At 43.3% G+C, this 6,599-nt stretch carries 7 protein-coding genes and 1 pseudogene; 2 read left to right on the top strand and 6 right to left on the bottom strand.

Translation table 11 applies throughout. The features are described from left to right. The coding region (gene tnpA / locus TOI97_RS06550; RefSeq protein WP_407651327.1) for an IS66 family insertion sequence element accessory protein TnpA at nt 1-271 on the bottom strand (271 nt) is incomplete at its 3' end. An 82-nt stretch (nt 272-353) separates the two neighbouring features. Between tnpA and TOI97_RS06545 the strand changes: the two are divergent. After that, nucleotides 354-695: pseudogene (locus TOI97_RS06545) on the top strand (IS3 family transposase); the annotation flags it as partial. A 97-nt stretch (nt 696-792) separates the two neighbouring features. Here the strand turns inward: TOI97_RS06545 and TOI97_RS06540 are convergent. The 3 genes from TOI97_RS06540 to TOI97_RS06530 all read right to left on the bottom strand — a co-directional run bounded on the left by TOI97_RS06540 (nt 793) and on the right by TOI97_RS06530 (nt 3,533). After that, nucleotides 793-1,212 carry a YkvA family protein gene (locus tag TOI97_RS06540; protein ID WP_321553317.1) on the bottom strand — a complete coding sequence of 140 codons (420 nt, stop codon included), beginning with the start codon at nt 1,210-1,212 and terminating at the stop codon, nt 793-795. A 604-nt stretch (nt 1,213-1,816) separates the two neighbouring features. After that, a complete protein-coding gene (gene wrbA, locus TOI97_RS06535; protein WP_321553316.1) occupies nt 1,817-2,416 on the bottom strand; it encodes an NAD(P)H:quinone oxidoreductase in 600 nt (199 codons plus the stop codon). Between the two features lie 127 nt (nt 2,417-2,543). After that, nucleotides 2,544-3,533: a glutathione S-transferase family protein gene (locus TOI97_RS06530; RefSeq protein ID WP_321553315.1), complete on the bottom strand. Its 990-nt coding sequence runs from the start codon at nt 3,531-3,533 to the stop codon at nt 2,544-2,546. Between the two features lie 217 nt (nt 3,534-3,750). On the opposite strand from TOI97_RS06530, the gene TOI97_RS06525 reads away from it, so the two are divergent. Then, nucleotides 3,751-4,671: a LysR family transcriptional regulator gene (locus TOI97_RS06525; RefSeq protein WP_321553314.1), complete on the top strand. Its 921-nt coding sequence runs from the start codon at nt 3,751-3,753 to the stop codon at nt 4,669-4,671. Between the two features lie 182 nt (nt 4,672-4,853). Here TOI97_RS06525 and TOI97_RS06520 read toward each other — a convergent pair whose 3' ends face one another. Both TOI97_RS06520 and TOI97_RS06515 read right to left on the bottom strand, forming a co-directional pair. Further along, complete coding sequence (locus TOI97_RS06520) at nt 4,854-5,864, bottom strand: zinc-dependent alcohol dehydrogenase family protein (RefSeq protein WP_321553313.1); 1,011 nt, start codon at nt 5,862-5,864, stop codon at nt 4,854-4,856. Between the two features lie 36 nt (nt 5,865-5,900). Further along, entirely contained in the window at nt 5,901-6,527 is a 627-nt protein-coding gene (locus TOI97_RS06515) for a hypothetical protein (RefSeq protein WP_321553312.1), read from the bottom strand. Nucleotides 6,528-6,599 lie beyond the last annotated feature (72 nt).

Below are 6,599 nucleotides of genomic sequence, written 5' to 3'. Positions count from 1 at the left end.
TCATTTTGTTTGAGAATTGCCATAATCTGGCTCTCAGTGAATTTTGATTTACGCATAGAAAACTCCTTGAGTTCATATTAATGGAATTTTCTACAAATAGCCTCTGTGGTTTTGAGGGGGGATTACATACCGACTGAAACTTTCTACGCCAATAATTAAACTGCGCGTAATTCAAATCATGCTGTTTGCAAAAAGCCGCACCGGATGAATCAGATGCTTGCCAGACACCAATGTATTGCTGCCAGAACTGCTGGCGTTCTTGTGAAGTCATCACCAATACCCCTTTCAAAAAGACAGGTATTAGTGTGAGGCGGTATAATGCGCGATGATAGATGCTGATTTAAGGGCGCTTACGCAGAAACCCTAAGCAGCCTGTCATTATTCATTCTGATCAAGGCTCACAGTTCAGCAGCGACGAGTGGAATCGATTTTTATCCGCTCATAATCTGTCCGCGAGCATGAGCCGTCGCGGCAACTGTTGGGATAATGCTGTTGCAGAGAGTTTCTTTAGTTCGCTGAAAAAAGAGCGCATTAAGCGTAGAATTTACTCAACCCGTGAAGAGGCACGCAGTGACATTTTTGATTACATCGAGGTGTTTTATAATCGCCGTCGCAGACATAGTCATTTAGGCCAGTTATCACCGGCGGATTATGAAGAAAGAGAACGTCTCAACGAGGCAGCTGAGTGTCTATGAAACTGTGGGAAGTCCATATAATCGCAATTTGCATGAATCGCTCCTTAATCACAACCTATAAAAAGTCCGCGTTATTATCCAAGTTTAACCGCTCGAACTATGATGTGACTTCTGCCTCCCATTTTAAAAAAGTTTCAATCTCAGTCCTAAAAGCCTTCACTGTCCAACCGAGTAATGCAGCATCATCTAACAAGCCAAAACCAGCAATAAAATCTGGAATCAAATCAAAAGGCATCACAAAATAAATGATCGCTGCAATGATTGCGATAATTGAGTTCCATGGAACTTCTCGATAAGTTCCTTTAGCGTAGGCTCTGATTAGTCGAAAACAAGCAGAGAGTTGTGTCCAAATTGCTTCTAATGCGCTAGCTTTGCTAAATGCTTTTCTTGAGGCTTGATCAATTAAGTCGTTTAGTTTTTCCGAATCATTGGCATAGGTTTGAGCTTTATTTTTAGCTTTTTTAAACGATATGCTCGCTTTCGCTGCTGCAGCCCGTTCAAACTCATCTTGTGGCACCGAGCAACCCTCCTATAACGTTATGACTGATGGTATGTGCAACACAAGAATCAAGTAATATTCTAGGCGACACTATTTCAAGCAAACTTGATGTATAGCCAACTCAATATAAATTTTTATATCTAAATAATGGGTTTAAAGCACAATAATTCAAGAGTTTCTTTTGAGACTAAGTATACATCGAGCAAATTTATGTCCTAATAAATAGCATGCTGTAAGCAAAACCACGACTAAAATACCTGCAACTAAATAGCTGATTTTTTCTGGTACCCCAAACCCCCATCCTAACGTAAATACCAAACCTTGGAAGGCTTCATATGGCCACAAGATAACGGGTTCTTGCGAATCCGAAGCCAATAGGTAAATCAAACCAACCAAAGTTAGTAGTGAGGTGAACATACCAAAAGCTCTTGTTCCATCCATAGTAGTTACGCCTGTACTGGACCATTTATTAGAACTAAAAAAGTTATAAGTTTTGCCTGAAGACAGGCTTATACTTTAGCACTTCTACGCATAGCATAACCTTTAAAATAAGATCGAAACCTAATAAAAAAGCCATAACCCTATTAAAGGTTATGGCTTTATCTAAAATGCTAGTGAGCTATTAAGCTGTCAGTTTAGCAGCAATTTTAGCAACATGTGCGCCTTGATGACGAGCAATGCTGAGCTCACGCTGATCTGGCTGACGTGAACCATCACCACCAGCAATAGTTGCCGCACCATAAGGATTACCAGCACTAACGTTAGCAATATCAAATAGCTCTGGCGTGGTGTAACCAATGGGAACAATGATCATGCCGTGGTGTGCCAAAGAGGTCCAAGTAGAGGTGATGGTCATCTCTTCACCGCCACCTGTACCTGTAGAGGTAAAAACACTCGCTACCTTACCAGCTAAAGCACCTTTAGCCCAAAGACCTCCGGTTTGATCTAAAAAACTACGCATCTGGCTGGAAATGCTACCAAAACGTGTGGGTGAACCGATGATAATTGCATCGTAATCGGCTAGCTCTGAAGGTGTTGCTATCTCTGCTGCTTGGTCAACTTTACCACCTGCGTTTTTGAAGATTTCAGGGTCCATAATTTCGGGGACACGCTTAATAGCTACCTCTACTCCAGCAACACTAGCAGCGCCTTCAGCCACTGCGTTCGCCATAGTTTCAATATGGCCGTACATTGAATGGTATAAAACTAAAACCTTAGTCATTTATATCTCCTCGACTATAAAGTTGAATTTGAATGTGTTGCGCTAAGAAACCATAAAATATGGCGCGTATTTTTCAAGAAAGAGGAATTAATTGTAGTACTCTCACCCACGATAGACTGCGAGCCAGTTATTTCGCTACGGTTAAATGCGCTCGATCGTGGGGAGCATTAAGATTTAACACTGGCCCTACAGGTACGACACCCGTTGGATTAATAGTACCGTGGCTCACATAATAGTGCTCTTTGATGTGCTGCATGTTTACCGTCTCAGCAACACCAGGCCACTGGTACAATTCACGCATGTAACCTGACAAGTTTGGATAGTCTTCAATCTGCTTTAAGTTGCACTTAAAGTGACCGTGATACACCGCATCAAAACGAATCAAGGTTGTAAACAAGCGCCAGTCTGCTTCAGTGATGACATTACCTAAGAGATAACGGTTATGCGCTAGGCGCTGCTCCAACTCATCCAGAGTAGCGAATAAAGGGAATACAGCCTCTTCATAAGCATCCTGAGTTGTTGCGAATCCCGACTTGTACACGCCATTATTAACATTGTCGTATATTTGTTCATTCAAATTATCAATCTCTGCTCTCAATGCTTGAGGGTAATAATCACCTGACTTGGCACCGATCTCATCAAACGCAGAATTGAACATGCGAATAATTTCAGCGGACTCGTTACTGACCATAATGTTTTGTTTTTTATCCCATAGCACAGGAATGGTAACGCGCCCTGTATATAGTGGGTCAGCCTTAGTGTAAATTTGATGCATATATTCAGCATTAAATAATGGATCAGCAATCACACCTTCGCCTTGCGCAAAAGTCCAACCGTGCTCTTGCATTAATGGATGTACAACAGACACATCAATCATCGACTCCAACCCTTTCAGTTTGCGAAAGATTAGCGTGCGGTGTGCCCAAGGACAGGCCAGAGAAACATACAAATGGTAACGGTTTGCTTCAGCTTTAAAACCGCCCTTACCACTCGGACCAGCACTGCCATCAGTAGTGACCCAATTACGAAACTGCGATTCGCTGCGGGCAAATTTTCCGCCAGTAGAGTCCGTGTCATACCACTGATCAACCCATTTACCTTCTACGAGTAAGCCCATCTTGGAGCCTCCTTTAATCCATTGCACTGTAACAAAAAGCATTATTGCTCTTGCCAGATGCTGAGACTGAACTTTAAATCTGCCATTCAAAGCAAGATTTAACAATGTGCCTCTAGCTTTTAAGTTCAACTGTATTGCTTGTTGTAACTACTATATTATTAAGAATAAGATATAAAAAGCGGGTAATTTTGAATAAAATATTCAGGAAATTTGAACTATGCCCTTATTAATCACCTTAGAAGCACTACAAACTCTTGATGCAATTGAACGTCGACAAAGTTTTGCGGCTGCAGCTCAGGAGTTACATCGTGTGCCTTCAGCAGTGTCTTACACTATTAATAAACTAGAGGAAGACTTAGGTGTAGCGCTTTTTGATCGTAGTCGCCGTAAAGCCGAACTTACCCCAATTGGTCGCTTAGTTCTTGAGCAAGGCCGCCAAATTCTTAAAGCATCGGAAGAGCTCACTACTATGGTGCGTCAAGCAGCCGATGGCTGGGAAATTGAATTGCGAATATGCATTGAAAGTGTACTGCGCTGCGAACCTATTTATGAACTCATTAAAGCATTTCAAAAGATTCAGCCAAAAACAGAAATACGCTTAAGTGAAGAAGTTCTAAGTGGTAGTTGGGATGCTTTAATTGACGACCGTTGCGACTTAGTGATTGGAGCCGAAGGCATGCCACCAACATCTGGCTTTGCTATGCATACTTTAGGTGAAGTAGCCTTTGATTTTGCGGTGGCTGCTGAGCACCCTTTGACCCAACTCCCTAGCCCACTACCGACCAGTGCCATTCAAGATTACCCTACAGTGATTGTAGCCGATAGCTCGCAACGGCTTGCTACGCGTTCACTTGGACTGTTAGACGGACGCAGTCGTATCTACGTACCGAGTATAGAACAAAAGATTCAAGCTCAATGCCAAGGCCTCGGGGTCGGCTACCTACCTCGCCATCGCATCACCCAAGAAGTTGCAGATGGCCGGCTGATTCCCTTAACCTTAGATACACCTCGCGCACCTGTGGCCATCTCAGTGGCTTGGCAGCGCAACAATACAGGTAAAGCGCTAAGGTGGTTTGTAGAACAACTTAAGCAAATGGAGTTCAATCCAGAGCTTGGTGACTTAGCTGTAAAAAAATAAACCCTGCCCTCTCTGACTACTACAACAGTCATGCTCAGGCGCAGGCTTTATAGATGGTACATAACATCCGATAAAGTTTTATTATTCAAAAGGTGATTTGGCTGAATTTGAGGATAAATTTAATTTTAAATACTAGGCTGTTCACCAATGATTGATCTTGCAATTTCAGCAAAGAAACTCGGTTAAAACTCCAATACAATTTTACCCAAGTGTTGATTACTCTCTTGATACTGGAATGCTTCGACGATTTGCTCTAATGCAAAACTGCGATCAATGATTGGACGTAATCCGTTAGCCTCAATAGCTCGTACCATCTCTTGCTGTTGCATACGGCTGCCCACGAGCACACCTTGCAAACACAGTTGGCGCGACAAGGCTTGCAACAATGGAAACTGCCCTTCAACACCGCTGAGAATGCCAATCACAGAAATATGACCACCGACACGAGCTGCAATCATAGATTGCTGTAAAGTAGCTGGCCCGCCAACCTCTATTACATGGTCAACCCCTCGTCCTTTGGTTAGACGACGCACTGTTTCACCCCAACAGCTATCTTTACGATAGTTAATTAAATGATCGGCACCTAATGCCTCTAAACGTGCCAACTTTTCATCACTGGATGAGGTAGCAATAACTTTAGCACCAGCTAACTTTGCAAATTGCAAAGCAAATACAGACACACCGCCACTGCCTTGCACTAAAACAGCATCACCAGGTTTAAGTGAGCGATCATAGAATAATGCACGCCATGCCGTTAAACCTGCAGTGGTCAATGTAGCCGCTTCAGCATGACTATACCCTTTAGGTGCTAAAGTAAAAGAAGTAGCAGGAGCCGTCACCAATTCACGTGCGTAGCCATCTATCCCGTCTCCCGGTACTGAACCAAAACCCTCCTCTTGGCTGTCACCAGCAAGCCAGTTTGGAAAGAACGTACTAACTACATAATCACCCACAACAAATTCACTGACCCCTTCACCTACAGCCACCACTTCACCAGCACCATCAGCCATTGGAATGCGATCTTCATTGAGTCCCCAGGCACCACTGACAATAATAAAATCATGATAATTCAGCGAATTAGCATGCAGGCGCACTTGAATTTCACCAAAACTTGGAGTTCGTGCCTCACTGCTGCCTACTACAACTCGATCATAGCCGCCGCCACTTTGTACGATAATTGTTTTATGTGTCATGTTATCTCCAGGCAGTATGCCGTTAACTATTTAAGCTCAGTGTGAGTCAAGACGAACAAGGGTTAATAGTGCCGGATCATCGGCGTGCTCAATGAGTATTTTACGTACACGTTCCTGCCATAAATGAGCAAATTCTTTTTGCTGTTCAGGTGTTTCGCTGTGATGCATAACAGCCTGCATACGTTCTTTTTGTGAATGATCAGCTGGGACAGCATGTCCATCAAACTTAACCAAGACAGCAGCACCGCTATCAGTGCGTTCAAAGCGTATCAACCCATCGTTTTCCATCTCAGCCTGAGCAAAACTCATTAAATCTCTACGAGTTAAACGAACACCTATACCTTTAAAACCACCTTTCGCAGCGGCGCCGGTTACCAATGTTATAACTTGTGCAACCACACCAGTCGTACCAACACTTTCCGGCTCCGGCATATGTACTTTTATCGCACCACGCTCAGGCATTTCACCCGCATAAAGTACCTGTAACGCAGCGCGAGTTGTCAGGAAGGCTCCGGCAACCGTGGGACATGAGTGTCCAGCTAAGCGCACAACATCAGCATAGCAATAGTCCATAACTCCATCCGTTGCACTGCCTAATAATTCAGCTAATGGATCACGCAGTTGAATTACAGGTGCTTGATCGAAAAAATCTGGAAACGACATCATGCCCCTCATAAAAAAATAGAACTTTGAGTTTAAAGGCTTACAAGGCTTAGTCTTTGGTAGTGCAATGCC

Origin of the sequence: Denitrificimonas halotolerans (assembly GCF_034259425.1) — a bacterium.
GTDB classification, from domain to species: domain Bacteria; phylum Pseudomonadota; class Gammaproteobacteria; order Pseudomonadales; family Pseudomonadaceae; genus Denitrificimonas; species Denitrificimonas halotolerans.
Note: the sequence above shows the minus strand (reverse complement) of the source record. Positions and strands in the feature narration are given on the sequence as shown.